The sequence below is a fragment of the Megasphaera vaginalis (ex Bordigoni et al. 2020) genome, from assembly GCF_900240295.1.
In the GTDB taxonomy this organism is placed as follows: Bacteria; Bacillota; Negativicutes; order Veillonellales; family Megasphaeraceae; genus Megasphaera; species Megasphaera vaginalis.
Map to the genome: position 1 here is coordinate 63,269 of NZ_OEQB01000006.1, position 24,494 is coordinate 87,762.

A 24,494-nucleotide genomic window follows, 5' to 3' on the forward strand; every position below is an offset into this window, starting at 1 on the left:
AGGAGGGATTTACATGTCTGGTTCAGTCCAAACGACATTAGCTGATTCCGTTGCTTATGACGGCATCGGTCTTCATGCGGCGGCGGACGTGCATATGGTGCTGCGTCCTGCGGCGGCGGATACGGGCATTTGTTTCGTCCGTACCGACCTGCCCGGCAAGCCGTCTGTACCGGCACGGCTTGCCTGTGTAACGAACACGATGCGGGCGACGACCCTGGAACGGGGAGCGGCGAAGGTGTTTACAGTGGAACATCTCCTGTCGGCCTTGCAGGGATTGGGAATTGATAACTGCATCGTGGAAATGGATTCCGCCGAGCCGCCGGTCGGCGATGGCAGCAGCCGGGATTTCGTTGAGCTCATTCGACGGGCGGGCATTGCCTCCCTGACGGAGCCAAAACGGTACGCCGTCGTACGGCAGCAGCATATCATCCAGGAAGAGGACAAATTTGTCGCCGTTATTCCGTATGACGGATTTCGGATTACCTTTACATCTATCAATCCGCATCCCTTGCTGGGGCTCCAGTTTTTTGACGCAGAAGTCACGGAAGAATCCTATATCAGGGAAATCGCCTTTGCCCGTACGATCGCATTCACGCAGGAATTGGAAATGCTCCGGAAAATGGGGCTCGGCAAAGGCGGCACAATTGAGAACGTCGTTGTGTACGATGCGACGACATGTCTCTCCCGCGTGCGCAGCGGCGATGAACTCGTGCGACATAAAGTATTGGATGTCATCGGCGATTTGGCGTTGCTCGGCAGACCGCTCAAAGGGCATGTCATTGCCGTCAAATCAAGTCATAAATTGAATAATTTGCTGGCGCAGGCCATTGATGAAGAACTTGATCAGGAGGTATTGAAATGATTTTGGAAGTAACCGATATTATGGAAATTTTGCCGCATCGCTATCCCATGCTCTTAGTCGATCGGATCGTCGAATTGGAACCGATGAAATATGCCGTCGGCATCAAAAATGCGACTTTTAACGAGCTCTTCTTTCAAGGCCACTTTCCCGGCAAGCCCGTCATGCCCGGCGTCCTTCTGGCCGAAGCCATGGCGCAGGTCGGCGGCGTAGCCTTGCTGTATCCTGAAGAGAACCGCGGTCTCATCCCTTTCTTTACGGGGATCGACAAGTTGCGTTTCCGTCACCCCGTGCGGCCTGGCGACCAAGTCGTCATGCGTGCCGATATTGTTAAGATAAAGGGCATGATGGGAAAAGTCAAAGCGATAGGTAAGGTCGGCGATACGGTTTGTGCCGAAGGGGAATATCTTTTTGCGCTGATGCCTGGACAGGATTCGGAAGAATAGAAGTATTAAGCCGTATTTTTGTGAAATTCGGCTGATCTTGACGTATATATGGGATAATAATCTGATTTTGCGATCTCCTGGCAGGTATAAATGAACAGCTTGCAGGGAGTATAAGTATATACGAAATGGAAATTTTTGTTCTTTCCCATGGAAACAAAAAGTAAACGAGGAGTGACTTTAATGACCGAGGAAAAGGAAAGCCTGGTGCAGTGCATACATCCGACGGCTGTTATCGATCCGCAGGCGGAAATCGGTCCGGGCGTCAAGATCGGACCTTATGCCGTTATCGGACCTCATGTGAAGATAGGCAGGGGTACGGAGATTATGGCCCATGTGACGATCGACGGCTGGACGACGATTGGTGAGGAGTGCCGCTTTTTTCCGTCGGCATCTATTGGCTCCGAGCCGCAGGATCTGAAATATCATGGCGAGAAAAGCTTTGTCATCATCGGGGACAGATCGGTATTTCGTGAGTTTGTGACGGTCAGCAGCGCGACCGGTGAAGGCGAAGAAACGCGGATCGGCAGCGACTGTCTCTTTCAGGCATGTACGCATATTGCGCATAACTGTAACGTCGGCAATCATGTCATCATGAGCAATTGCGCCGGTCTGGCAGGACACGTTATCGTCGAAGATCGTGTCGTAATCGGCGGTATGGCAGGCGTTCATCAGTTTGTCAAAGTAGGCCGCAATTGCATGATCGGCGGTTTGGCGAAAGTCGTTCAGGATATTCCTCCTTTTGTCATTGCCGATGGGCAGCCGGCTCGTTGCATCGGCTTGAACAGCGTCGGCCTTTCCCGCGCCGGCATATCCGAAACGGTGCGGCGTGAATTGAAAAAAGCATTCCGCATTTTGTATCGTTCCGGGTTGAATCTGGGGCAAGCTATCACCGAGATGGAGCAGGAACTGGACAGTTATGAAGAGGTGGAGCATTTTCTGCGCTTTTTGCGCAATGCCGAACGAGGTATTTGCCGCGGCACAAAATGAGCGGAGCAGAAGGCTGGCAAGGCATTGTCTTGCCGGTCTTTTTTTGCTAAGGAAGGTTGCCGATACTGACAGATACGCAGTTTTTTTGTATAATGTAAAAGTAAATGCAAACTTTATTACATAAGGTGATAAAATGGAAAAGCTCGGTCTTTTAGCCGGTATCGGCAACCTTCCCGTCGAATTTATGCGCGCAGCCCAGACGACGGGGCATGAAGTAGTCGTCATTGCCGTTGTCGAAGGGACGGCGCCGGAACTGGAAAGGGAAGCGAATATATATTATAAGATCAATGTGGCCAAATTGGACAAGATCATTAAGACCATGAAAGGCGAAGGCGTTTCCAAAGTCACGATGATCGGCAAGGTGACGAAGGAAATACTGTTCCGAGGTCTGAAATTTCCCGATTTTCGGGCGATCAAATTATTGGCGGCTCTGCACAATCGCAAGGACGATACGATTATGTTGGCCATTGTTGATGAACTGGCCAAAGACGGGATTGAAATCGTCGATCAGACGGCCTATCTGAAACCGTTGTTGCCGCCGGTCGGAGTATTGACGAAACGCCGGCCGACAGCCGAAGAAGCTGAAGATATCCGTTTCGGCTTTGCGGCGGCTAAAGCTATCGGCGGACTCGATATCGGTCAGACCGTCGTCGTTAAGCAGAAGGCCGTTATGGCTGTCGAGGCGATTGAAGGGACTGACGCCTGCATCCGCCGCGGCGGCGAACTGGGACGAGGCAGAGCCGTCGTCGTCAAAGTCGCCAAGCCGAATCAGGACTGGCGTTTCGATGTGCCGGCTGTCGGCAGGACGACATTGCAGTCAATGTTGGAAAGCGGTTGTACCGTTTTGGCAATGGAGGCGGGGCGAACTCTTTTCGTCGAACAGGAAGCGGTGCTGTCTCTGGCGAATGAAAAAGGCGTCTGCATCTGTGCCGTCGACGGGACGTAGGAGCGGCGCAGATGAAAATTATGCTCTCTGCCGGAGAAGCTTCCGGCGATCTTCATGGCGCCAATCTGGCCAGCGCTTTAAAAAAACTGGAGCCGTCGGTTGAATTGATCGGCATGGGCGGCAGTCAGATGGCTGCGGCCGGTGTCGATATCCGTTACGATATCAAGAATCTCGGTTTTATCGGTATCGGTGAAATTATCAAAAAAATCCCCTTTTTCTTTCGGCTCCGTTCCTTCCTCGTCAAATTGATGGCGGAAGAAAGACCGGATGCCTTGGTCTGTATCGATTATCCCGGTTTTAACATGCGCCTGATCAAGAAGGCGAAAGCCGCCGGTATACCGGTCATTTATTACATCTTACCGACGATTTGGGCCTGGCAGAAGGGCCGCGGACCCGTTATTGCCAAATATACGGATCTGGCCGTATCCCTTTTTCCTTTTGAAGCGGATCTGTATCGGGCCATCGGAGCCAACGTTATCTATACGGGGCATCCGCTTTTAGACACCGTCCGCCCTGCGCTGACAAAAGCGGCGTCTTATGCGTATTTCGGTCTTTCTGCGGACAAGCCCGTCGTTCTCCTCATGCCGGGCAGCCGGATGCAGGAGGTGACTGGGCTGTTGCCGACGATGTTGGAAGGAGCGAAGCTGATCGCCGAAGCTGTCCCGGAGGTCCAGTTTATCATGCCGCGGGCTTCGACGATTGACGGCGGTATTTTGCGGGACCTCGTTGCGGCGAGCGGTCTGGCGGTACATATCGGAGAGGATCATACGTATGACATGATGCAGATCAGTAGCGCCGCTGTCGTGGCTTCCGGAACGGCAACCTTGGAGACGGCCTTGATGGCAGTGCCGACGTTGTTGGTTTACCGGATCGGAGCCTTGTCATATGCCTTGTCCAAGATACTGGTGCACATCGAAAGTATCGGTTTGCCCAATATTATTATGGGCCGCCGCATTATACCGGAGCTCTGGCAGGACGAAGTGACCGGTGAGAATATTGCCGCCGCCGTCGTTCCGCTATTGCAGCATGAGACGCAGCGGCAGACTGCCGTCAAGGCTTTGGCCGCAGTCAGAGCGGAAATGGGGGAAGGCGGCTCGATGGAACGAACTGCTGCCGCCATTTTACGATTCATAAAGGAGAAATCTCTGGATGGAACAATATAACAGCTGGCAAAGCTACAAAAGGCTGTTGGCCTTTGTTAAACCATATACCAAACGGCTGACTATCGCCGTTGTCTGTATGGCTTTTTCCGGCTTGAGCAACGTCGTCGTGCCGTGGCTGATCAAGGATGTTATTGACAAGGTCCTGGCAAACAAAGATGTATATACGCTGAACCTGATCGTCATCGGTATTTTGATTCTTTTTTTCCTGCGCGGTTTCTTCTATTTCGGACAGCGGTATTTAATGAGCTATGTCGGGCAGAAAATTGTCAATGATATCCGCGAAAAACTGTACCGTCACCTGCAAACCCTGTCGTTATCCTACTATGACAGGCGCAAGACGGGCGATATCATGAGCAATTTGACGAATGATGTCACGGCGCTGCAGACGGCGATTGCCGGGAATTTGATCTCTTTCGTTCAGGAAGCAGTCATTCTCATCGGCTCGCTGATCTCCATGGTTTATTTGTACTGGAAGTTGACACTGCTGACCTTGGTCATTGTTCCCCTCGTCGTCGTGACGATCAATTTTTTCGGCGGCCGTCTGCGCCGGGCTGGCCACGAGGTGCAGGGCAAGATGGCGGATATTACGTCGCTGTTGGAAGAAGCGATTTCGGGCATTCGGATTATCCGCTCCTTCAATCGTGAAGATTTTGAGATCAGGCGTTTTATGGTGCAGAATGACAATAATTTCTGGGCCCTGATGAAAACGACGAAGCTGACTTCCATGCTGACACCGTTCATCCAATTTTTTGCCGCCATTGCCGTCACCGGTATCATCTGGTACGGCGGCATGAGCGTTATTGAAGGGAAAATGACGGCAGGCGCGTTGATTGCTTTTTTGATTTATGCCATTAATTTAGCGAATCCGGTGCGGCGAATCAGTGAGATTTACGGTGATATCCAGAAATCCCTGGCAGCTGCCGACAGAGTCTTTGCAACGTTGGATACGACTGCCGACGTCAAGGAGAAGGAAAATGCCGTCACGCTGGCAACTGTACAGGGGCGAATCGAGTTCGATTGCGTATCTTTCGCTTATGATCAGGAGCACTTGGCGCTGAATCATTTCGATCTGTCCGTCGCACCGGGTGAAGTGGTTGCCCTGGTCGGGCCCAGCGGCGCCGGCAAGTCGACGGTAGCCAATTTGCTGCCGCGCTTTTATGATGTCACGGCCGGAGCCTTGCGGATCGACGGTATCGACGTCAGAGACGTCACGTTTTCATCGCTGCGCAATCAGATTGGTCTGGTGCCGCAGGAGACGATGCTTTTCAACGCCACGATACGGGAAAACATCCTTTACGGACGGCTTGACGCTGCCGCTGCGGAGGTCGTCGCCGCGGCAAAAGCTGCTAATGCGCATGAGTTCATTATGGAGTTGCCCGGCGGTTATGACGCCGTTGTCGGCGACCGCGGCAGCGCTCTTTCCGGCGGCCAGCGGCAGCGTATCGCTATTGCCAGAGCCATTTTAAAGAATCCGCGGATCCTGATTCTGGACGAAGCGACGTCGGCGCTAGATACGGAAAGCGAAAAAATCGTTCAGGCAGCTTTAGATCGACTGATGCAAGGGCGTACAGCCGTTGTCATCGCGCATCGCCTGAGTACGGTTCGCAATGCCGACAAAATTGTCGTTATCGATCATGGCCGTATTGCGGAAATGGGAACGCATGATGATTTGCTGGCGCGGCAAGGGCTGTACGCCAGCCTGTATGCCGTCCAGTTCAACAAAAGTACAGAGGAAGCAGTATGATATCTAATTTGAAAGCAAAGTCTCTTTACTGGCTTTATAATATGCTGTTGGTCATGTATTGGGCCTCGTTGATACCGGTACTGATTTACAGACTGGTCAAGGAAGAAGGCTTTTATCAGCGTATTAAACAGAGCATCGGTTATTTGCCCGCCGATTTGAAACAGAAAATCGCCAATCGTCAGGCGATCTGGATTCATGCGGCTTCTGTCGGCGAGATAGTGGCTGCCAGCCCGATTGTCCGGGAGATCCGGCGCGATCACCCGGAGGAGATTCTCATCGTATCCGTCGTTACGGCGACGGGGTTCCGCATGGCACACCAAATCATAGACAGCGCTGACGGGATTTTGTACTTTCCTCTCGATTTGCCGTATTTTACCAACAGAATATTGAATATCGTCAAACCGAAGGTTATCGTTTTGGTGGAGACGGAGATATGGCCCAATTTTCTGCGCATTGCGGCGCACAAGCATATTCCCGTCATGATGATGAACGGCCGCATCAGCGTGCGGAGCGCCAAACGATATCGCATCATCACGTTTTTTACGCGCCGTGTTTTGTCTACGATCCGCGTTTTTTGCATGCAGAGCCGGATCGATGCCGACTATATCATTTCTATCGGCGCGGCGGCGGAAAAGGTTGTTATCACGGGGAATACGAAATATGATCAGACCTACGGTATTGTGACGGCAGAAGAAAAGAAAAAACTGTTGCGCGAATTCGGGTTTCCCGACAACCCGTATCCGATCATGATTGCCGGTAGTACGCACAAAGGAGAGAACGGCGCTGTATACAAAGCTTTCAGCCGCGTGCGCGAGAATTTCCCTGAAGCGCGCCTGATTATTGCGCCGCGGTACGTATATCAGGCCGATATCATCCATGATGAAGGATTGCGGTATGGTATTTCCATGGCCAAGCGGAGCGATATGCAGAAGGGAAAGCTTCCGTCCGGACCGTATGACGGTATCCTGCTCGATACGATCGGCGAGTTGGGACGTGTGTACAGTTTAGGCGATCTGATTTTTGTCGGCGGCAGCCTGGTTCGTGTCGGCGGTCATAATATTCTGGAACCGGCAGCGCACGGCAAACCGATCGTCGTCGGTCCGAATATGTTCAATTTTGTTGAAATATTCGAACTGTTGAGCAGTCGCGGCGCCTGTGTCATGGTGCAGAATGAAACGGAATTTATCGCAACCTGTCTCGATATCCTGACTGACAGGTTGCGGGCTGACCGGATGAAGGCCAGCTGTCTCTCCGTCGTCAGGGAGAATCAAGGTGCGACGGCTCGCAATTTACAAGAGCTACAACGGTTGTTAAGTGATCTGCAATTGTGGAGATGAAAAAAATGTCTGTGCAGCAATCAATAGCGGATTGGTATCTGTCCCTGATCAACGGGGCAAATCATACGATACCGGAAAAAGCGGTGTTAACACTGCTGGAGTTCGTTTCCAAGGTATATGAGCACGGTGTTCGGAAGCGGTATGCCGCCTATGTCTCGGGAAAACGGACAACGCAGTCTCTGCCTGTTCCGGTTATCAGTATCGGCAATATTACGATGGGCGGCACAGGAAAAACGCCGATGGCCTGCTGGATCGCCAAATGGTTGCAACGGGAACGGTACCGCCTCGCCGTTCTGAATCGGGGATATCGATCTGCCGGCGAAAAAAAAGGCGCCGTCGTCTCAGACGGCAGGCAAGTTTTCCTTACGCCTGAAGATGGCGGTGATGAAGCCTGCCTGTTGGCGAGAAGTCTGCCCGGCGTCCCCGTCCTGGTCGGTAAAAACCGAGGGCAAACCGGCAGCAAGGCGATTCGCGATTTTCATGCACAGGTTCTGTTGCTTGACGACGGATATCAGCATTGGCAGCTCGGCCGGAATTTGGACATCGTTCTGATAGACGGCACCGATCCTGTCGGTAACGGGGAAGTGCTGCCGCGCGGCAGCCTGCGGGAACCGTTGGAAGGATTGGAGCGCGCCGATATTTTCATCATCACGAAAGCCGATATTGCCGACGAGGAAGATAAAGAAAAAATTTATACCCTTTTGCGTCATTACAATCAGGAGGCCCCCATTGCCGAGGCCGTGCATAAACCGAAGTGGTGCGTGCCCTTTGCGGATTGGCTGCAGGGCAACGCAGCCGGCTCGCTTTCCGAAGATAGCGGCGTCGTGGCGTTGTCGGCTTTGGGAAATCCGACATCCTTTGAAGAAACGCTTCGGGAAATGGAGTATGAAGTGCGCCATACCGTGCGTTTTCCCGACCATCATCGGTACGGGTCCGACGACCTGCTGCAGGCCGCCGCTGTTGCTGCCGAAAAAAAAGCCGTCCTGGTAACGACGGAGAAAGATGCCGTAAAGATGGACGGAACCTTCATTATGGAACACGAAATCGAGCTGTACGTGCTCGGCATTGAAATCGAGATCATCGCCGGCCGTAAGGAATTGGAAAAACTATTGAAACGTACGATGGAGGATATGTCATGAAATTTATCTGCATCATTCCGGCACGTTACGCATCGACGCGCCTGCCGGGAAAGCCGTTGCTGGACATTGCCGGCAAACCGATGATTCAGCGTGTCTATGAACAGGCGAAACAGGCGGCGTGTCTTTCGGACGTCATCGTCGCGACAGATGCTCCGTCCGTCTATGATTGCGTCGTCTCATTCGGCGGCAAGGCTGTCATGACGCGCGAAGACCATACGAACGGAACCGATCGTCTGGCAGAGGCGATCGGACACTTTCCGGACGCCGACGTCATCGTCAACGTTCAGGGTGACGAGCCGCTGATCACGGCTGATGTAATCTCTTCATTGTGCCGTGCTTTTGAAGAGGATGCGTCCCTTACGATGGCAACGGTAGCGACACCGCTGGCCGAAGAGGAGTATGACGATGTCGGCGCCGTCAAAGTTGTCACCAACTGTTGCGGAGAAGCTCTCTACTTTTCCCGATCGCTGATTCCCTACGGCAGGAACCCCTATACGGCGGGAAGCAGACCATGTAAGCATATCGGTATTTATGCCTATGGACGCGATTTTTTGCTGAAATATGCAAACATGGCGCCAACGCCGTTAGAATCAGCTGAATCGCTGGAACAGTTGCGGGTTCTCGAAAATGGTTATAAGATTAAAGTGATCAAAACGGCGCATCGGTTTATCGGTATTGATACGCCGGAAGACTTACAGCGGATTCGAGCGTATTTTGCAAAGGAGAAAAAGGCATGAAAGGTGTACATATAGGCCGTATAAACGTCGGCCATGACGGCAAGCTGTTCGTAATGGCCGGGCCCTGCGTCATTGAAGGCCGTGAACGTACGTTGAAGATCGGCAAGGCGATGAAAGCGATTTGTGAAAATTTGGGATTGACCTATGTGTTTAAAGCTTCTTTCGACAAGGCGAACCGCTCTTCGCACACGTCATACAGGGGCCCCGGACTGGCTGAAGGGTTAAGCATACTGCAAGAAATCAAAGAGGAATTGCAGGTTCCCGTCGTCAGCGACATTCACGGAGCGGAACAGGCCAAGCCGGCGGCGGCGGTGCTTGATATTATTCAGATTCCCGCTTTTTTATGCCGCCAGACCGATCTCTTGGAAGCGGCGGCTGCAACGGGAAAATGTGTAAACGTTAAAAAAGGGCAATTCCTGGCGCCGGAAGATATGAAAAATGTTGTCGAAAAAATAAGGCATGGCGGCAATGAAAATATTCTGCTCACGGAACGAGGCGTGACGATGGGGTACCATAACCTGGTCGTCGACATGCGCAGTTTTCCGATCATGCGTTCTTTCGGCTATCCCGTCGTTTTCGACGCCACGCACAGCGTGCAGCTGCCCGGCGGCGCCGGTACGAAATCGGCAGGGCAGCGCCAGTATGTAGGAACTTTGGCGAGAGCTGCTGCCGGCGCCGGCATAGACGGTATTTTTATGGAGGTTCATGATAATCCGCAGGAAGCGCTCAGCGACGGGCCGAACATGCTCTATCTGACACAGGTGGAGGATTTGCTGCGTGATGTCATGGCCATCCATGCAATTGCGCAACAAAGTAAAGAAACGGCTGAAGAATGAGGTGGAAGTAGTGGATATATTAGAAGAAGCAAAAGAGGTTCTGCGCCAGGAAGCCAAGGGGATTGAAGCATTGATTCCGACGCTGAACCAAAGCTTTGTCAATGCAGTCAATCTGATTCTCGAAGCACAAGGGCGTGTCATTGTCACCGGAATGGGCAAGTCCGGTCATATTGCGAGAAAGGTTTCGGCGACGTTATCCAGTACCGGCACGCCGGCTCTTTTCCTTCATCCCGGTGAAGGCATTCACGGCGATCTGGGGATGGTTACGGGGCAAGATATTGTCATCGCTTTTTCCAACAGCGGTGAAACGATGGAAATTTTGAATATTCTGCCGTCGCTCAAGCGGATCGGGGCAAGACTGATTGCCGTCGTAGGGAGCCACAATTCGACATTGGCCAAAAATGCCGATGTCGTTCTCGACGCATCCGTTGAAAAGGAAGCCTGCCCCTTGGGATTGGCGCCGACGACAAGTACGACCGTTGCCCTGGCGTTGGGTGACGCTTTGGCTGTCGTTCTGCTTACGAGGCACCATTTTACGAAGGATCAGTTCGCCGTCTTTCATCCGGGCGGCGCATTAGGGCGCAAGCTCCTGCTCACTGTCGATAAAGTCATGCACCAGGGCAAGGACAATCCGTTGATTTCAGCAGACAGTACCGTCAAGGATGCCCTTTTCATGATGACGGAAAAAGGGCTTGGCGCCGTTTCCGTCATTGATGACGACGGCCGTCTGGCCGGTCTCGTAACGGACGGCGATGTGCGTCGCGGTCTGGAAACGGGGTCGAATTTCTTGCAATGGCCTGTCGATGCGATGATGACAAAAAATCCGCGGTGCATCACGCAGGGGAAATTAGCCGCCGAAGCACTGCATATCATGGAAAAAAATCAGCCGCGACCGATTACGGTTTTGCCCGTTGTCGATGATGACGGTAAGGCGGTCGGTATGGTACATGTAACCGATTTGCTTCGTCAGGGAGTCGTCTGATGGAAACGTGGCGGCATATTTCTTTGTTGGCCCTTGATGTGGATGGCGTATTGACGGACGGAACGATTTATTACGGTCCCGAAGGAGATGTCTTGAAAGGGTTTTCCGCCAGAGACGGCATGGGGATTTCCTTGGCCCGTGCCGCCGGTTTGAAAGTTGTTTTTCTTACGGGGCGGAAATCGCCGATGGTGGAACGCCGGGCGGCAGATCTGCATATTGATTACCTCGTTCAGGCAGCCGGCGACAAGTACGGTGCGTTGGCGAAGATACTGGTAAAAGAACGGTTGTCGTTCAATGACGTCGCTTATATGGGTGACGATCTGAATGATTTATCGCTTTTGTCGGGCGTTGCCTTTTCCGGTGCGCCTGCCGACGCCTGCGCTGAGGCAAGGGCAGCGGCGCAACTGGTTTCGACCCGTACCGGCGGGCACGGAGCGTTACGGGAGTTTGTCGAATATATCTTGAAAAAGCAAGCGCAGTGGGATGCCGTGCTGGAGCGATACCGTTCGGGATTTTCACCGTTGCGGCAGTAATGGAAGGGGAAGCGCTATCGTGTCAAATGGTTGGCAATATCATACCGTTCGAGCCATAGGAAAATTTGTTTGTCTCTTTTCGTATTCAACGATTATCTCCTGGGGCAGAGCGTTGAGGCCGCTCATCGGCAAGGTCCTGAAAAAGCAGCGGAAGCGCGGCGTTTTTCATATCATGCGCGGGTTGCGCTGCAGCGAGGAGCGGGCTAATGAAATTATTGACGAGTTGTTCCGCAACCTGGGACAATCGTTGATGGAAATATTGTATACGCCCCGATTGACAAGGGAAACTATTTCGGATTACGTCGTTCTCGATCATCCTGAACGATTAGAGGCGGCGCTGGCCGAGAATAAAGGCGTTATCGTATTGACCGGACACATTGGTAATTGGGAATGGATGGGTGCCGCTTTGGCGTTGTACGGCTATCCGACGACGACGATCGTAAAAAAACAACCCAATGACCAGGTAACGCGGTTTTTAAATGAAAACAGGGAGCGCATGGGATTGGAGGTCTTTGCCCGCGGCGGCAATGAAATGATCATTGCCGCTAGGGCGCTGAAGCGGAAAAAACTGCTCGGCTTTTTGGCGGATCAGGACGGCGGCTTCTATGGCGTTCCGCAGGTGTTTCTCGGCAAAATGGCTTCGACACCGCGTGGGCCGGCCATGTTTGCCAAACAGTTCAAGTCTCCTGTGGTCCCCGTCTTTGTCATTCACGATGAATCGCACCGTCACCGCGTCATTATCGGTGAAGCGCTGTATTACCGCGATACAGGCGACAAAGAAGCCGATATTGCGGCATTTACGAGGCAGCTGGCGGTTTTGACGGAGTCCTTTATTACGGATCATCCGACGGAATGGCTTTGGTTCCAGCATCGTTGGAGCACGGCTCCGGAAGAGATCGTCGCGCTGCAGAAGAAAGCGGAGGAACAGAACTGAATGATTGCGTACATGAAAAAAAATAAGATGCCCCTTCTTTTCGGCTGTACAATCATTTTGTTGGGACTTGCTTGGTATTTTCTGCTGGTGACGCCGTCGTCGGACGGAAATGAAAAGAAACCGGATCACCTCGTTGAGTTTCAGGGATCGGAACTGGAAGAACAGCAGGCAGGCCAACTGGTATGGCGTTTGACGGCAGAAAAAATTCAGATTGATACGGACACGAATACTGTTTATTTGACGAAGCCGCAGGCTGTTATTGTCGATGCGGATGGGACGGAAATCCACATTCATGCCGAAACGGGCATTGTCAGACGGAATGAGCAGGTTATTGAAATCAAACCGCCCGTTGCGGCGACAACTGACGCCAATGATGCATTGCAGACAGATGGCGCCGTATATTATAATATGAGCACACGTTTAATTTCAGGCGGCAAGGTTACGATCAACCGTCACGACGGGACAACGTTGGCCGGCGATGCGTTTGAAACGAATGCGGCACTTGATAACGTCACCTTGACAGGTCATGCCAAGGTAACGAAGGAAGAAGGGACAACATGAAAAGAAAGCTGCGCGATATTTACAAGGCAATAACGGCTGCCGCGTTCCTGACGGTGCCTTTGGTAGCCGCTTGGGCGGCGGGACCGTCTATTTCGGTTACGGCCGACAGGCTTTCCTATGACGGTAAGACGCAAGTCGCTACGGCGTCGGGCAATGTCGTCATCGTTCGCGATCAGACGACAATGACGGGGGATACGGCCGTTTATCACCTGAAAACGGCTGAAGCGGATGTAGAAGGAAACGTTGCGGTAGAGCAGCCGGACATGCATTTGACGGCCAATAAGCTGCATTCGACGAATCGCAACTACGTCGTTGCGACGGGGGACGTGAAAGGCGTTTACCAGGATAAAAAAGTAAACGGCGATCAAGTGGAATATTACTTGGACCAGGACCGCAGTGTCGTTACGGGGAACGGATATTTGGAAGCGCAAGGCTCACAGATGTGGGCGGATCATATTGACGGCTGGTTCAAGAGCATTAAAGCCGTCGGTACCGGCAATGTTCATATCGAATCGCCGCAAGAACGGCTGTCGGCATACAGCGATCAGGCGACGTATACGCAGACGCCGGGTGTTAATGATGGCGTTATCTATTTACAGGGGAATGTGCAGGCAAGTCAGAACGGCAGTTCCCTAGTTGGCGATAAGGTGCAGATTCGGCTGGCAGACCACTCTGCACAGACCATGAGCCGTTCTACGATCGTCATCGTTCCTAATGAATCGTAAGTCGGAGGAGTCGTCATGTTTATTCAGACCGACCAACTCGTAAAAACGTATAAAGAACGGCATGTTGTAGACGGCGTCAGTCTGCGCGTCGAACAAGGGCAGGTCGTCGGTCTGCTGGGGCCGAACGGAGCCGGTAAAACAACCACTTTTTACATGATCGTCGGCATCGAACATCCCAGCAAGGGAACGATCACGATTGACGGCCATGATATTACCGGTCTGCCTATCCACAAACGGGCTGCCTACGGGATCGGGTATTTGCCGCAGGAAGCCTCTATTTTTCGCAAGCTGACGGTGGAAGAAAATCTGTTGGCCATGTTACAGACGACGGAACTGAGTGAAAAAGAGCAGCGCGAAAAAGCGGCGGCGCTGATGGAAGAGTTTACGATTACCAGGCTGCGTGACCGACTGGGAATCCAACTTTCCGGCGGTGAAAGAAGACGCGTGGAAATTGCCCGGTGTCTCGTCATGGATCCCGCGTTTATTCTCCTTGATGAACCGTTTGCCGGGATCGACCCGTTGGCGGTCAATGACATCCAAGGTGTTATCGGCCATTTAAAAAAACGGGGAATCGGTGTTTTGATTACGGATCATAACGTGCGGGAAACATTAAGTATTGTCGATAAGGCGTATATTCTGAGTGAAGGAAAGATCCTTCTGGAAGGCGATCCGCAGATGATCGCCGAAAATCCGTTGGCAAGGAAATTTTATTTAGGTGAAAAATTTACGATGTAATGCAGACAGGATGGTAATATGCGCATATTAGACAAATACATATTAAAAGAATTTATCGGTCCTTTTTTGTTTGGCGTCTGTGCGTTTACCAGCGTTTTTGTCGGTACGGGGACGCTATACAGGATCGCCAATTTGATTAACCAATACGGCGCGTCTCTTTGGGCCGCGGCGCGGGTGCTGATCTTAGCCTTGCCGTCCATCGTCGTCGTGACTTTTCCCATGTCCGTGTTACTGGGCTCATTGATGGCCTTCGGCAGGCTTTCCGGATCCAGTGAAATCATCGTAATGCGTTCGGGAGGACAGAATTTTATTCGGTTGGCCATGCCCGTTTTTATTGCGGCGCTTATCATCTCGCTGGGAACGACGGCGTTTAATGAATATGTTGTGCCGAAAGCCAATAATGCGTATAATACGATCATTAACGAAGAGATTACAAAAAGCGTAGCGCCGGCGACGCAAGACCACATTATCTTGAAAAATATCAAGGGTTCCGATATTTCCAGCCTGATGTATGCCCGACAATATAATGCCGAGTCAAAGGAATTGCGGGACATTACGATTCAAGAATTTGAAAATGACGTGCTCATGCGTGTTGAAAAGGCAGATCGGGCCGATTGGGACGGCGAAAAGTGGGTCATGCATGAAGGTGTCATTTACGACGTTTCCGTCGGCCAGGAGGCGGCGCGGACGATGAAGTTCCGGAATCAGACCCTGCCGATTTCGCAGAAGCCCAATAAAATCAACGCCGCGCAGCAGTCTCCCGATGAATTGACAATTCGTGAGTTGCAGGAACAGATCAGGTTGTTGGAAGAAAATGACGTCAATACGAATAAAATGAAGGTGGAAATGTACAATCGTTTTTCCATGCCCCTTGCCAGTTTGGTCTGCGCTTTTGTCGGCGCGCCGCTGGGGCTTCAGAAGCAGCGCGGCAGCTCATCGATCGGATTCGGTATCAGCGTTGTCGTCATTTTTATTTATTATACGATCATGACCCTGGGGAATGCTTTGGGAAACGGCGGAAAAATACCTGCCGGGATAGCGGCTTTTCTGCCGGATATCATCTGCGGCATTGCCGGTATTTATTTGGTATATAAAAAGTCAAAATAATGAAGAAATGTAAGATGTATCATCTTTGCACAGAGGATACATCTTTTTTCGTATAAGGGAAGAGCTTTATTATCATACATAATTAATGTATAATAAAATGCAGACAGAGACGATCATTACGCAGATTGCATGTACAGGGGGTGTATCATGGCATACGGAATTACCATGCTTTTTGTCTTGGCCGTTATGGGGGGCGTTATTGCCTATTTGGGCGATAAAATCGGTTCCCGAGTCGGTAAGCGCAAGATCAAATTATTCGGGCTTCGCCCTAAATATACATCTATTCTGATCACCATTTTGACGGGCATCAGTATTTCCGCCGTGACGCTGGGCGTTATGTCCGTATTGTCGGAAAACGTCCGTATCGCTCTTTTCGGTATGGAACAGCTGCGGCAACAGCAAGCGGCGTTGGAAGAACAACGGGATCGCTTGTTATCGCAGGCGCAGTTGCTCGGCAGGGAGATGACGGAGAAGAATGAACTGCTAGCACAGAATGAGGCGCTGTTGGAATTGCAGGAAACCCAGTTGGACGGCGCCAACGAACAACTTCGCTTGACGCTGCTCGATCTGGATCAGGCACAGACGGCTCGTGATGATATGGGCAGGCAGCTTGATTTGGTGCAGGTCGCTTACGATGAAGCGACGCGGAATCTGACGAGTTCCCGTGAAGAGATCGCCGCGTTGGAGGAGACGAAAGCGCGTTTGACAAAAACGGTACAGGCCCTGGATGAACGGAATAAACTGCTGAATCAATCGGTGACGACGATCCGGGAGGGGACGGTTCTTTTCCGCGTCGGCGAAGTTCTTTCCAGCGCTGTTTTGCCGTCCGGCGAGAGTGAAGCGGCGACGCGTGAAAAGCTGAGCAGCGTTATGAATCAGATCAATACGGGAATTCGTCTCCATTTGGGGATAACCGACGATAAGGCCGTTTTATTGTACATTTCTCAGGAAGAGTTCGATGCTGTCGTCAAACAGTTGAGTCAGGCGGAAACGGGACAGAAACTCGTCCGCGTTACGGCTGCCGGCAATATTATTCTCGGCGAACCGGCATTGGTTCATGTGGCGGTGTATACGAACAATTTGATTTACCATCGCGGCGACGTCGTTTTTGAAGAACGAATCGACAGCAGTGAGATACAGGGACAAGCGGAATACCAGGTCATTCATTTCCTTCACAATGTCAATCAGAAAGCGCAGGCAGCCGGGTTGTTGCCGGATCCGCTGACAGGCAATGTAGGTGCTCTTACGGCGGCGAAAATGTTTGATACGATAGCGCGTATCAAGGGGGCTGAAGGACGGCATGTCATTCTTCGTGCCATCGCCGCCGCCGACGTTTATACGGCAGGGCCGCTAGATATTACGATCGACGTCGATTCGGAACGTTTTTGAGTGAGGGCTGGCAATGATATTGGCAATTGATCCGGGATCTGAGAAAACAGGCATTGCCGTCGTGGGAGACGACGGCGCATTGCTGCACAAAGAGATTGCAGCGACTGTAAAGTTGCGAGAGGTTTTTGACAGGATATATACAGGTTATCGTTTTACAGCTATGGTCATGGGCGACGGAACGAATCACAGACGGCTGCAGCCCGTGGCGGAGCAGTGGATTCACGACGGCGGACGGGAGATCGCTTTTGCCCTGGTGGACGAGAAATTTACAACTGTTGAAGGGCGCGCTCTTTATTGGAAATACACGCCGCGCCGCGGTTGGCGCCGCTTCTGGCCGCTGTCGTTGCAATACCCTCCGGAACCTGTCGACGATTTCGTGGCCTGGATTATCGGACTCCGTTATCTGCGGCAGAGGGGAGAGAAACTATGATTGCATATTTGCTCAGAGCCGTCGGCTTGGCTTTCGGCGCATTGATCTATACGATCGGTCTCGATGTGTTTTTGGTACCGAATCACGTCATTGACGGCGGCGTCGTCGGCCTTGCGCTGATGGCTGCGCACCTGATGGGCATCAGCTTCAGCGTTTTCATCGTTTTGCTGAATATACCGTTCTTCGTCATCGGCTACCATAAGATCGGCGTGCATTTTACGTTGGCGTCGCTCTTTGCCGTCCTGTGTCTGTCGTTGTGGAACAATTTTTTTCATTACGATCCGCTTACGGCGGATCCCTTCTTGTCCACGATTTTCGGCGGCATTATCATCGGTCTCGGCGTCGGCCTGATTATCCGTTGGGGCGGATCACTGGACGGTACGGAGATTATGGCTATCATTGCCGATAAACACATTCCCTTTTCCGTCGGTGAAATTATTATGTTTTTCAACCTCTTTATCCTAGGCAGTTCGGGATTCGTTTTTTCCTGGGACAGCGCAATGTATTCGCTGGTCGCCTATTTTATTGCGTACAAGATGATAGACGTCGTGACGAACGGGCTTGATGAAATGAAGGGGCTCTTCATCGTGACGTCCAAGAATGATGAAGTTTCCCGCTGTATCACCCAGGACCTGCATCGTGCCGTCACCTTGTTGTATGGTGAAGGCGCTTACAGCCGGCAGAAAACGTTGATTTTATACTGTGTCGTGTCCCGATTGGAGATCATGCAGCTCCGCAATGCGGTCAATCGGATTGATGAGAATGCGTTCATTTCCGTGTTTCCGATTCAGGAAGCGCAAGGCGGGCTTTTTCGACGGCGCAGTCATCCGTGATTCTCAGTTGACAGAATTCATATATTTGCTATTATAGAAAAGAATTACAAGTTATCATACTATATATAGATTAGCAGTATACCTGGTGGGATTTAGGAGGAATAAGATGGCACAGTTGAATTTTAATATTGAAGATGTATGCGGAACCTTGTCGGAGAATAAAGACGGCTGGCGTAAAGAGCTTACGTATATCAGTTGGAATAACCGGGCGCCCAAGTTTGACCTGCGCTCCTGGGATCCTGACTATCAGGCCATGACAAAGGGGATTACGTTGACGAAAGAAGAATTGATGAAGCTTCGGGACGTATTGAATGAAATTGATTTCGACGCCTATTGAGGAAGGGATGGGTATGCTGTTGGGAAGATTCTAAATCAGAATATTCGGACAGCATACTTTTTTTAGTATTCCTTGCCAAAGGGACAGAAACATTATATAATTCAATAATAACATGTACTATTAATACTTGGTCATAAACACAGGTGGTATGATGGTTCGCATAGCTCGGGACAAGCGGCACATGCTGTTGAAAAAACGAATAGAAGAGAATCCTTTCATCAACGATGAAGAATTGGCTGATGAATTCTCCGTCAGCATTGCGACTGTACGTCTCGATCGCATGGCCCTGGGGATTCCGGAGCTTCGCATCCGCATCAAACAACGGGCTGAAGCGGCGCAGCCGCGAAAGGACGCGTCAGCGGTCATGGGCGAGCTTGTCGACTGCACTGTCGGTAAAAATGCCATTTCCATTCTCACGGCGACGGAGGATATGGTTGATGAGGCGCGTATTGTGCGTTCGCAGTATTTATATACGCAGGCCAGTTCACTGACGCGGGCAGTACTGAACTTACCGCTTTGCATTGTTGCCGTAGGCAATATCAAATATAAACAGCCTGTAACCGTCGGCGATAAGCTGGTGGCGAAAGCGGAAGTCATCCGCCGGCGGGATCAAAAGCATTATGTGTGGGTGAAAATTCGCAAGAGCGCCAAAGAAGTTTTTCGCGCTAAGTTTATCATAGAGTCTTTAGATTAATGGGAGTTGGAAGGGTATGAAAATAGCTGTAGATGCTATGGGGGGCGATTACGCGCCGGAGCAGGTTGTTCTCGGTGCGATCGACGCCGTCGAATCGTATGACTATGATGTTGTTCTTGTCGGTGATGAAACGAAGATAAGACAAGTCTTGAAGAAGTACGGCGCGAAAGAAAGTGAGCGTCTCGCTGTCGTTCATGCCGGTGAAGTCATCGAAATGGGAGAACATCCGGCGCAGGCAATTCGCAAAAAGAAAGATGCTTCCATTGTTGTAGCGACTCGCTTGGTAAAAGAGGGCGTATGTGCTGCCGTCGTAGCACCCGGCAGTACCGGCGCCGCCGTTACGGCGGCCCTTTTGGGATTGGGGCGGATCAGGGGGATTGAACGGCCCTGTATCGCGACGCCGATTCCGTCGAAGAAGGGTATTACGGTTTTGCTGGACTCAGGAGCCAATTCGGACAGCAAGCCGAAGCACCTGGTGCAGGGCGCTATTATGGGGACGCATTATGCCAAGTATATTCTGGGAATTGGCGAACCGCGCGTCGGGCTTCTCAATATCGGTGAAGAGGCTTCAAAGGGCAACGAGCTTGCCCAGGCCACCTATCCCATGCTCGAGAAAGTAAAGACGATTTCTTTTTACGGCAATGTGGAGGGACGGGATATTACCGAGGGAAAGGTCGATGTCGTCGTTTGTGACGGCTTTGTCGGCAACGTAATACTTAAGTTTGCCGAAGGCATCGCCATGTTTATCATCCAGTTGGTCAAGGAGGCAATAAAACACGGCGGTTTTATCGCCAAGCTCGGCGCCTTGGCTGTTTATCCGGCCCTGAAAAAGCTGGGCAAACGCTTGGACTTTACAGAATACGGCGGCGCGCCTTTGTTGGGAGTCGACGGCAGTTTTATTATCTGCCACGGTTCATCGAAGGCGAAAACGATAAAACGTGCTGTACGTGTAGCCGGTGAACTTGTCGATCAGGATGTCGTCGGTCATATACGCAGCAGCATAGAAGAAGAAGGAGAACAATATGATAGTGAAAGCTAGACCAGCGGGTATTCTCGGGACAGGTCACTGTGTGCCCGATCAAGTTTGGACCAATAAAGATCTGGAAAAAATGATGGATACATCTGATGAATGGATTCGGTCGCGAACGGGCATCGGTGCACGGCATGTTGCTCCGTACGGCGTCAATACGTCGGATTTGGCCGTAGGCGCGGCCAGGGAAGCTTTGACGATGGCCGGAATCGCGCCGGAAGAGATCGATCTGATCATCGTCTGCACGTTGACGCCGAACCGTTCTACGCCGTCTACGGCTTGCCTGGTTCAGGCGGAGCTTCACGCTGTCAATGCGGCGGCATTTGATTTGGAAGCTGCCTGTTCGGGATTTGCATACGGATCGACAATTGCGTCTCAATTCATTGAAAACGGGTATTATGATACGATCCTCGTCATCGGAGCGGAAGTCCTTTCCCGCGTCATCAACTGGAAAGACCGTTCGACGTGCGTTCTTTTCGGAGACGGCGCCGGCGCCGCCGTTATCGGCAGAGTGCCTGAAGGTTACGGTATCCTCAGCAGCGCTATGGGCGCCGACGGAACCGGCGGGGACTTTTTGACGGTGCCGACAGGCGGGATTGAAACGCCCATTACGGATGCCATGCGTGAAGACGGTTCGGCTTATGCCGTCATGAACGGCCAGGAAGTGTATAAGTTTGCCGTCAAGGCCATGCCTCATGCCGCTGAACTGGCGCTGCAAAGGGCGGAACTGAAAAAGGAAGATATTGATGTTCTGGTTCCTCACCAGGCCAATATCCGAATTATCGAATCGGCGGCTAAGCGGCTGCATGTACCGATGGATAAGGTATATGTCAATATTGAACGTTATGCCAACACGTCGGGAGCCTCCATTCCCATCGCCTTGGACGAAGCCAATCGCAAGGGCATGATGAAGCGGGGCGATATCGTTTGTTTAGACGGATTCGGTGCCGGCCTTACCTGGGCCAGCATCATCATGAAATGGTATTGATGAGGTGACATGACTATGAAAACTGCATTCGTGTTTCCCGGACAAGGCGCGCAGAAGACAGGCATGCTGAAGGATCTGTATGAAGCCTATCCGTTGGTCAGGGAAGTCTTTGAAGAAGCCGATGATACGCTGGGGTTTTCTTTGACGCAACTTTGCTTTGAAGGTCCTGACGAAGAATTGATGAAGACCTTTAATACGCAGCCTGCTATTTTGACGGCCAGCACAGCTTGCTGCCGCGTTTTGATGCAGGAAGGGATCCGTCCCGACATCGTTGCCGGCCACAGTTTGGGCGAATATTCCGCTTTAGTTGCCGCCGGGGCCTTGTCTTTTGCCGACGCCGTCAAGACCGTTCGGCTGCGCGGTCAGTTCATGCAGGACGCCGTTCCCCTTGGTGAAGGGGCCATGGCTGCCATTCTTGGCCTTGACGATGATACGATCAAGGAAATTTGTCATACCGTTTCGCTGCAAGGCGGAGCCGTACAAGCCGTTAACTTCAATTGCCCCGGTCAGACCGTTATCGCCGGTGCGGCGAAGGCCGTGGAAACAGCGGCCGCCGAATTGAAAAAGGCCGGTGCGAAGCGCGCCGTCATGCTTTCTGTCAGTGCTCCTTTCCACAGTACGCTCATGGAGCCGGCTGCGAGGAGACTGGCAGAAGTACTTGAAGAAATTACGATTAATGACGCCGAGATTCCTGTTGTTGCCAACGTTAATGGCAGGGTTGAAACGGCGGCTGCCGAAATCAAGCAGAATCTTGTGGCTCAAGCGGCCAGTCCCGTGCTTTGGATCGACTGTACGCGGACTATGCGGCAGTGCGGCGCCGACGTCTTTGTTGAGGCCGGTCCGGGCAAGACGCTGTGCGGCTTTAACAAGAAAATTGACAAATCGATTCACAGTGAAAACGTAGAAGATATACCGTCCTTACAGAAAACGCTTGAATTTTTCCAGGGGGTCAGATAAAATGCTTTTAACAGGTAAAACTGCCGTTATTACCGGTGGTTCGCGCGGCATTGGCAGAGCTATTGCCGTTGCTCTCGCCAGGGAAGGCGCCAATGTCGCCGTCATCTATGCAGGAAATACGGCGGCGGCGGAAGAAACGGTCCGGCTCATTGAAGCGGCCGGGGCGAGAGCGGTGGCGCTGCAATGCGATGTGGCGCAAGAAGAGGCCGTTGCCGCAATGGTCAAGGCAGTCATGGAAGCTTTCGGCACTATCGATATTTTGGTCAATAACGCCGGCATTACGCGGGACGGACTGTTGATGCGCATGAAGCAGGCTGATTGGCAGGCTGTGATCAACACGAATTTGAACGGCATGTTCTATTGTGCAAAAGAAGTGACGAAAATCATGATGAAGAAGCGCAGCGGCGCTATCGTCAACCTTTCGTCCGTCGTCGGTCTTACGGGCAACGCGGGACAGGCGAATTATGCGGCTGCCAAAGCCGGCGTTATCGGTTTTACAAAATCCCTTGCCAAAGAATTGGCAAGCCGGAATATCCGGGCCAATGTTATTGCCCCCGGATTTATCGATACGGACATGACTGCGGTTCTGAGCGATGCCGCAAAAGACGATCTGAAACGATCCATTCCACTGGGGCGGGCCGCTCGGCCTGAAGAGGTGGCGGAAGCCGTTCTGTTCCTGGTTTCCGAAAAAGCCAGTTATATTACCGGCCAAGTCCTTAATGTAGACGGCGGCATGGTGATGTAAATATAACTAAACCAATTGAAAGGGGGTGAACGGAAATGAGCGAAGAAGTTACTTTTGAAAAAGTTAAAGGTATCGTTGTTGAACAGCTCGGTGTTGACGAAAAAGAAGTCAAGATGGAAGCTGCTTTTATCGATGATTTAGGCGCTGATTCCTTGGATATCGTTGAATTAATCATGGCTTTCGAAGAAGAATTCAATATCGAAATTCCCGATGATGTGGCGGAAAAGATCAAAACTGTAAAAGATACGGTGGATTACATCGAAAAAGAAAAAAAAGCATAAGCAAGACTGAATGCCGGCGGGGGAGAGTTCATTTCCCCCTGACGGCAATCTTGATTGGAGGAAAATATAGTGAAGCTGCCGGAGTTAAAAATAGGTAAGCTTATCGCAAAAGTACCGATCATCCAAGGCGGGATGGCCATTCGCCTGTCAACGGCGCCTTTGGCGGCAGCTGTTGCAAATGAAGGCGGTATAGGACTCATCGCCGCATCCGGTATGCCTTTCGATGAGTTGCGGTATGAAATTCAATTGGCCAAAAAAATGGCTCCTGACGGAATCATAGGTATTAATGTAATGGTAGCGGCTCGTGAGTTTAAGGGCCTGGTTGCCACTGCAATTGATGAAGGAATCGATCTGGTTGTCGCAGGCGCAGGCTTTTCCCGCGATATGTTCGCATGGGGAAAAGAATCGGGCACGCCTATTGTCCCGATTGTGTCATCAGCGAAACTGGCGAAAATATCCCAATCCCTGGGTGCGGCTGCGATTATTGTTGAAGGCGCGGAAGCAGGCGGGCATTTGGGAACCAATCGTTCGAGCCGTGATATTGTACCGGAAGTACGGGCTGTCGTCGACCTTCCCGTAATCGGCGCCGGCGGTGTACTGCACGGTGAAGACATTGCGGCCATGCTCCGTTTGGGAGCAAACGGCGTGCAGATGGGCAGTCGCTTTGCGGCGAGTGTGGAAGCGAATGGTTCGGACGAATTGAAAAAGGTCTATTTACGTGCGAATAACCCGGAAGATTTTATCCTGGTTCACAGTCCTGTCGGTCTTCCCGGACAGGCGATCCGCACTCCTTTTTCGGAAAAAATACTCATGGACAAGGCGCCGAAGCCCGTCGTCTGTGATTCCTGTCTGAAAAAATGCAGTCACAAATACTGCATTATTCGGGCGTTGACACGGGCGCAGCAGGGCGATGTCGAAACGGGACTCGTCTTTTCCGGTAAACGGATGCGCGAAATTCATGAGATTCTGTCTGTGAAGGAAATATTTGCCTATTTGAAACGTGAAATGGAAGAAATTCCTGACTGAGTACAGTGTGATG

At 51.6% G+C, this 24,494-nt stretch carries 28 protein-coding genes; all 28 read left to right on the forward strand.

Annotated features, from left to right (window positions below):
- Positions 1-13 precede the first annotated feature (13 nt).
- Positions 14-862, forward strand: coding sequence for a UDP-3-O-acyl-N-acetylglucosamine deacetylase (gene lpxC, locus C0977_RS08535; protein ID WP_023053394.1), 849 nt, complete (start codon positions 14-16; stop codon positions 860-862).
- Positions 859-1,305, forward strand: a complete 447-nt coding sequence (gene fabZ, locus C0977_RS08540) for a 3-hydroxyacyl-ACP dehydratase FabZ (RefSeq protein ID WP_023053385.1) — start codon at positions 859-861, stop codon at positions 1,303-1,305. Before lpxC ends, fabZ begins: the two co-directional genes overlap by 4 nt.
- A 180-nt stretch (positions 1,306-1,485) precedes the next feature.
- Positions 1,486-2,292 carry an acyl-ACP--UDP-N-acetylglucosamine O-acyltransferase gene (gene lpxA / locus C0977_RS08545; protein WP_101913095.1) on the forward strand — a complete coding sequence of 269 codons (807 nt, stop codon included), beginning with the start codon at positions 1,486-1,488 and terminating at the stop codon, positions 2,290-2,292.
- A gap of 133 nt (positions 2,293-2,425) precedes the next feature.
- On the forward strand, positions 2,426-3,238 hold the full coding sequence (locus C0977_RS08550; RefSeq protein ID WP_023053388.1) for an LpxI family protein: 813 nt from the start codon (positions 2,426-2,428) through the stop codon (positions 3,236-3,238).
- Positions 3,239-3,249: 11 nt separating this feature from the next.
- On the forward strand, positions 3,250-4,401 hold the full coding sequence (gene lpxB / locus C0977_RS08555) for a lipid-A-disaccharide synthase (protein ID WP_101913096.1): 1,152 nt from the start codon (positions 3,250-3,252) through the stop codon (positions 4,399-4,401).
- On the forward strand, positions 4,388-6,145 hold the full coding sequence (locus tag C0977_RS08560; RefSeq protein WP_101913097.1) for an ABC transporter ATP-binding protein: 1,758 nt from the start codon (positions 4,388-4,390) through the stop codon (positions 6,143-6,145). Before lpxB ends, C0977_RS08560 begins: the two co-directional genes overlap by 14 nt.
- Positions 6,142-7,482: a 3-deoxy-D-manno-octulosonic acid transferase gene (locus tag C0977_RS08565; RefSeq protein ID WP_200814255.1), complete on the forward strand. Its 1,341-nt coding sequence runs from the start codon at positions 6,142-6,144 to the stop codon at positions 7,480-7,482. The genes C0977_RS08560 and C0977_RS08565 overlap by 4 nt, the downstream gene beginning before the upstream one ends.
- 5 nt (positions 7,483-7,487) lie before the next feature.
- Positions 7,488-8,621 carry a tetraacyldisaccharide 4'-kinase gene (lpxK, locus tag C0977_RS08570; protein WP_159459053.1) on the forward strand — a complete coding sequence of 378 codons (1,134 nt, stop codon included), beginning with the start codon at positions 7,488-7,490 and terminating at the stop codon, positions 8,619-8,621.
- On the forward strand, positions 8,618-9,358 hold the full coding sequence (gene kdsB / locus C0977_RS08575; protein ID WP_101913099.1) for a 3-deoxy-manno-octulosonate cytidylyltransferase: 741 nt from the start codon (positions 8,618-8,620) through the stop codon (positions 9,356-9,358). The genes lpxK and kdsB overlap by 4 nt, the downstream gene beginning before the upstream one ends.
- The gene (gene kdsA, locus C0977_RS08580) at positions 9,355-10,194 is read left to right on the forward strand and encodes a 3-deoxy-8-phosphooctulonate synthase (protein ID WP_023053361.1); all 840 of its coding nucleotides are present in this window, start codon (positions 9,355-9,357) and stop codon (positions 10,192-10,194) included. Before kdsB ends, kdsA begins: the two co-directional genes overlap by 4 nt.
- Positions 10,195-10,204: 10 nt before the next feature.
- Positions 10,205-11,176 (forward strand): KpsF/GutQ family sugar-phosphate isomerase, encoded by a 972-nt coding sequence (locus C0977_RS08585; RefSeq protein ID WP_023053392.1) that lies wholly within the window; start codon positions 10,205-10,207, stop codon positions 11,174-11,176.
- On the forward strand, positions 11,176-11,709 hold the full coding sequence (locus C0977_RS08590) for a KdsC family phosphatase (RefSeq protein ID WP_023053366.1): 534 nt from the start codon (positions 11,176-11,178) through the stop codon (positions 11,707-11,709). The genes C0977_RS08585 and C0977_RS08590 overlap by 1 nt, the downstream gene beginning before the upstream one ends.
- Before the next feature lie 19 nt (positions 11,710-11,728).
- Entirely contained in the window at positions 11,729-12,643 is a 915-nt protein-coding gene (locus C0977_RS08595; RefSeq protein ID WP_101913100.1) for a lysophospholipid acyltransferase family protein, read from the forward strand.
- On the forward strand, positions 12,644-13,204 hold the full coding sequence (gene lptC, locus C0977_RS08600; RefSeq protein ID WP_101913101.1) for an LPS export ABC transporter periplasmic protein LptC: 561 nt from the start codon (positions 12,644-12,646) through the stop codon (positions 13,202-13,204).
- The gene (locus C0977_RS08605; RefSeq protein WP_101913102.1) at positions 13,201-13,929 is read left to right on the forward strand and encodes an LptA/OstA family protein; all 729 of its coding nucleotides are present in this window, start codon (positions 13,201-13,203) and stop codon (positions 13,927-13,929) included. The genes lptC and C0977_RS08605 overlap by 4 nt, the downstream gene beginning before the upstream one ends.
- A 15-nt stretch (positions 13,930-13,944) precedes the next feature.
- Entirely contained in the window at positions 13,945-14,664 is a 720-nt protein-coding gene (gene lptB / locus C0977_RS08610; protein ID WP_023053371.1) for an LPS export ABC transporter ATP-binding protein, read from the forward strand.
- An 18-nt stretch (positions 14,665-14,682) separates the two neighbouring features.
- Positions 14,683-15,771 (forward strand): LptF/LptG family permease, encoded by a 1,089-nt coding sequence (locus tag C0977_RS08615; RefSeq protein WP_023053373.1) that lies wholly within the window; start codon positions 14,683-14,685, stop codon positions 15,769-15,771.
- A 147-nt stretch (positions 15,772-15,918) separates the two neighbouring features.
- Positions 15,919-17,160, forward strand: coding sequence for a DUF3084 domain-containing protein (locus tag C0977_RS08620; RefSeq protein ID WP_023053663.1), 1,242 nt, complete (start codon positions 15,919-15,921; stop codon positions 17,158-17,160).
- Positions 17,161-17,173: 13 nt separating this feature from the next.
- Positions 17,174-17,590, forward strand: coding sequence for a hypothetical protein (locus C0977_RS08625; RefSeq protein WP_101913103.1), 417 nt, complete (start codon positions 17,174-17,176; stop codon positions 17,588-17,590).
- Entirely contained in the window at positions 17,587-18,423 is an 837-nt protein-coding gene (locus C0977_RS08630) for a YitT family protein (protein ID WP_101913104.1), read from the forward strand. Before C0977_RS08625 ends, C0977_RS08630 begins: the two co-directional genes overlap by 4 nt.
- Before the next feature lie 106 nt (positions 18,424-18,529).
- Positions 18,530-18,760 carry a YdbC family protein gene (locus tag C0977_RS08635; RefSeq protein WP_023053707.1) on the forward strand — a complete coding sequence of 77 codons (231 nt, stop codon included), beginning with the start codon at positions 18,530-18,532 and terminating at the stop codon, positions 18,758-18,760.
- A gap of 151 nt (positions 18,761-18,911) precedes the next feature.
- A complete protein-coding gene (gene fapR / locus C0977_RS08640; protein WP_023053669.1) occupies positions 18,912-19,454 on the forward strand; it encodes a transcription factor FapR in 543 nt (180 codons plus the stop codon).
- Positions 19,455-19,470: 16 nt separating this feature from the next.
- The gene (plsX, locus tag C0977_RS08645) at positions 19,471-20,493 is read left to right on the forward strand and encodes a phosphate acyltransferase PlsX (RefSeq protein WP_101913105.1); all 1,023 of its coding nucleotides are present in this window, start codon (positions 19,471-19,473) and stop codon (positions 20,491-20,493) included.
- Positions 20,477-21,472, forward strand: coding sequence for a beta-ketoacyl-ACP synthase III (locus C0977_RS08650; protein WP_023053705.1), 996 nt, complete (start codon positions 20,477-20,479; stop codon positions 21,470-21,472). Before plsX ends, C0977_RS08650 begins: the two co-directional genes overlap by 17 nt.
- A gap of 15 nt (positions 21,473-21,487) precedes the next feature.
- On the forward strand, positions 21,488-22,429 hold the full coding sequence (fabD, locus tag C0977_RS08655; protein ID WP_101913106.1) for an ACP S-malonyltransferase: 942 nt from the start codon (positions 21,488-21,490) through the stop codon (positions 22,427-22,429).
- 1 nt (position 22,430) lies between these two features.
- On the forward strand, positions 22,431-23,174 hold the full coding sequence (gene fabG / locus C0977_RS08660) for a 3-oxoacyl-[acyl-carrier-protein] reductase (protein WP_101913107.1): 744 nt from the start codon (positions 22,431-22,433) through the stop codon (positions 23,172-23,174).
- A gap of 35 nt (positions 23,175-23,209) precedes the next feature.
- Positions 23,210-23,455, forward strand: a complete 246-nt coding sequence (locus C0977_RS08665; RefSeq protein WP_023053709.1) for an acyl carrier protein — start codon at positions 23,210-23,212, stop codon at positions 23,453-23,455.
- Between the two features lie 69 nt (positions 23,456-23,524).
- Entirely contained in the window at positions 23,525-24,481 is a 957-nt protein-coding gene (locus C0977_RS08670) for an NAD(P)H-dependent flavin oxidoreductase (RefSeq protein ID WP_200814256.1), read from the forward strand.
- Positions 24,482-24,494: the final 13 nt, after the last annotated feature.

What these genes read in the sequence shown, in the direction of transcription:
- lpxC (WP_023053394.1), top strand. Translation starts at nt 14, where the DNA reads ATGTCTGGTTCAGTCCAAACGACATTAGCTGATTCCGTTGCTTATGAC.
- fabZ (WP_023053385.1), top strand. Translation starts at nt 859, where the DNA reads ATGATTTTGGAAGTAACCGATATTATGGAAATTTTGCCGCATCGCTAT.
- lpxA (WP_101913095.1), top strand. Translation starts at nt 1,486, where the DNA reads ATGACCGAGGAAAAGGAAAGCCTGGTGCAGTGCATACATCCGACGGCT.
- C0977_RS08550 (WP_023053388.1), top strand. Translation starts at nt 2,426, where the DNA reads ATGGAAAAGCTCGGTCTTTTAGCCGGTATCGGCAACCTTCCCGTCGAA.
- lpxB (WP_101913096.1), top strand. Translation starts at nt 3,250, where the DNA reads ATGAAAATTATGCTCTCTGCCGGAGAAGCTTCCGGCGATCTTCATGGC.
- C0977_RS08560 (WP_101913097.1), top strand. Translation starts at nt 4,388, where the DNA reads ATGGAACAATATAACAGCTGGCAAAGCTACAAAAGGCTGTTGGCCTTT.
- C0977_RS08565 (WP_200814255.1), top strand. Translation starts at nt 6,142, where the DNA reads ATGATATCTAATTTGAAAGCAAAGTCTCTTTACTGGCTTTATAATATG.
- lpxK (WP_159459053.1), top strand. Translation starts at nt 7,488, where the DNA reads ATGTCTGTGCAGCAATCAATAGCGGATTGGTATCTGTCCCTGATCAAC.
- kdsB (WP_101913099.1), top strand. Translation starts at nt 8,618, where the DNA reads ATGAAATTTATCTGCATCATTCCGGCACGTTACGCATCGACGCGCCTG.
- kdsA (WP_023053361.1), top strand. Translation starts at nt 9,355, where the DNA reads ATGAAAGGTGTACATATAGGCCGTATAAACGTCGGCCATGACGGCAAG.
- C0977_RS08590 (WP_023053366.1), top strand. Translation starts at nt 11,176, where the DNA reads ATGGAAACGTGGCGGCATATTTCTTTGTTGGCCCTTGATGTGGATGGC.
- lptC (WP_101913101.1), top strand. Translation starts at nt 12,644, where the DNA reads ATGATTGCGTACATGAAAAAAAATAAGATGCCCCTTCTTTTCGGCTGT.
- C0977_RS08605 (WP_101913102.1), top strand. Translation starts at nt 13,201, where the DNA reads ATGAAAAGAAAGCTGCGCGATATTTACAAGGCAATAACGGCTGCCGCG.
- lptB (WP_023053371.1), top strand. Translation starts at nt 13,945, where the DNA reads ATGTTTATTCAGACCGACCAACTCGTAAAAACGTATAAAGAACGGCAT.
- C0977_RS08615 (WP_023053373.1), top strand. Translation starts at nt 14,683, where the DNA reads ATGCGCATATTAGACAAATACATATTAAAAGAATTTATCGGTCCTTTT.
- C0977_RS08620 (WP_023053663.1), top strand. Translation starts at nt 15,919, where the DNA reads ATGGCATACGGAATTACCATGCTTTTTGTCTTGGCCGTTATGGGGGGC.
- C0977_RS08625 (WP_101913103.1), top strand. Translation starts at nt 17,174, where the DNA reads ATGATATTGGCAATTGATCCGGGATCTGAGAAAACAGGCATTGCCGTC.
- C0977_RS08630 (WP_101913104.1), top strand. Translation starts at nt 17,587, where the DNA reads ATGATTGCATATTTGCTCAGAGCCGTCGGCTTGGCTTTCGGCGCATTG.
- C0977_RS08635 (WP_023053707.1), top strand. Translation starts at nt 18,530, where the DNA reads ATGGCACAGTTGAATTTTAATATTGAAGATGTATGCGGAACCTTGTCG.
- fapR (WP_023053669.1), top strand. Translation starts at nt 18,912, where the DNA reads ATGGTTCGCATAGCTCGGGACAAGCGGCACATGCTGTTGAAAAAACGA.
- plsX (WP_101913105.1), top strand. Translation starts at nt 19,471, where the DNA reads ATGAAAATAGCTGTAGATGCTATGGGGGGCGATTACGCGCCGGAGCAG.
- C0977_RS08650 (WP_023053705.1), top strand. Translation starts at nt 20,477, where the DNA reads ATGATAGTGAAAGCTAGACCAGCGGGTATTCTCGGGACAGGTCACTGT.
- fabD (WP_101913106.1), top strand. Translation starts at nt 21,488, where the DNA reads ATGAAAACTGCATTCGTGTTTCCCGGACAAGGCGCGCAGAAGACAGGC.
- fabG (WP_101913107.1), top strand. Translation starts at nt 22,431, where the DNA reads ATGCTTTTAACAGGTAAAACTGCCGTTATTACCGGTGGTTCGCGCGGC.
- C0977_RS08665 (WP_023053709.1), top strand. Translation starts at nt 23,210, where the DNA reads ATGAGCGAAGAAGTTACTTTTGAAAAAGTTAAAGGTATCGTTGTTGAA.